This window comes from Holdemania filiformis DSM 12042 (assembly GCF_000157995.1).
GTDB lineage: Bacteria > Bacillota_I > Bacilli_A > Erysipelotrichales > Erysipelotrichaceae > Holdemania > Holdemania filiformis.
The window spans coordinates 35,589-36,415 of record NZ_GG657558.1 but is presented as its reverse complement, the minus strand read 5'-3'; the positions used below and the strand labels follow the sequence as shown (position 1 = coordinate 36,415).

Annotated in this window: 1 protein-coding gene; it reads left to right on the top strand. The window is 36.2% G+C overall.

The annotated features are described in order from the left end of the window. Nucleotides 1-586: 586 nt before the first annotated feature. Nucleotides 587-827: IS1/IS1595 family N-terminal zinc-binding domain-containing protein (locus tag HOLDEFILI_RS20085; RefSeq protein ID WP_208854968.1), on the top strand; the 241-nt coding region annotated here is incomplete at its 3' end.

Sequence of the window (827 nt, the reverse complement as noted above, 5' to 3'; positions counted from 1 at the left end):
GATCTTAAGATCGTTCTTCAATGAGAAAGCAGTGATGAAGGCCCTTTATCAAAGGATAACCGAACTTTAAAAAAATGGTTGCGCCGACCAGTAGCAAATTGGGCTATGGTGTGGAATCAGTTGGCAATGGATGATAAGATACAGACGCGAATTTTGAAGTATAAAAGCTACTAAAGACTCGCTACATTGAAAATAAACTTCTGATCTGCTTGTGGAAAGAACTGCCATGACAACAGCAAGCATTGACTGTGGCAGTGAGCAATTCTCTTTCGCTCCTTCACAATTCAATATAAAATGACGACCAGCATGACTGCCAATAAAAAAACGAGAGTGTAAAATAAAGTGTGCAAGTTTTGTTCAATCTTACTCATTTCCTTGAAATCCTGTAAGATTCTTTTTTCTTAACTTACACACTTTATTTTACACTTTCTTTCCTTTCTGTAATTTGTGGTGATTTTATTGTAACGGAAATTCTTACCTATATTTCTTTTTTTATGCTCAAATTTCATCACCAGATGCAGTACTGTCCGATTAAAGGGACAATGAAAAAAAGAAAAAACGTTATAATAATAACTAGGTGATGAATATGAAAAAAGAAATCAGTCTTGAAGCTTTGAGAAAAAAACGGGAAGCCCTCAACCATGAATACCTATCACGATATCTTCAAGAGAATCAAGCCCAAGCCCGTTGTCCGCATTGTGGCAGACTTCACTGTTATCCGCATGGTCAAACAAAAGCAGGAACTCTGCGGTTCTACTGTCCAAACTGTAAGAAAGCCTTTGTTTATAACGTCCATTCTGTTTTCTATAAAACACATAAAAATTATG